The 208-nt window shown below is 63.5% G+C and carries 1 pseudogene; it reads right to left on the reverse strand.

From position 1 onward, the window contains the following. Positions 1-208 (reverse strand): annotated as a pseudogene (tuf, locus tag RHOFW104R8_RS00005) (elongation factor Tu); the annotation flags it as partial.

The following is a 208-nucleotide window of genomic DNA, read 5'->3' on the forward strand; positions in this document are numbered from 1 at the left end:
GCCCTCGTCCATCGCGATCGGGTGGATCAGGCTCACCACCATCTTCACGTTGTCGCCCGGCATCACCATTTCCACGCCTTCCGGCAGCGTCACCGCGCCCGTCACGTCCGTCGTGCGGAAGTAGAACTGCGGACGGTAACCCTTGAAGAACGGCGTATGACGGCCACCCTCGTCCTTCGACAGCACGTACACCTCGGCCTCGAAGTCC

The organism is Rhodanobacter sp. FW104-R8, assembly GCF_001617365.1.
In the GTDB taxonomy this organism is placed as follows: Bacteria; Pseudomonadota; Gammaproteobacteria; order Xanthomonadales; family Rhodanobacteraceae; genus Rhodanobacter.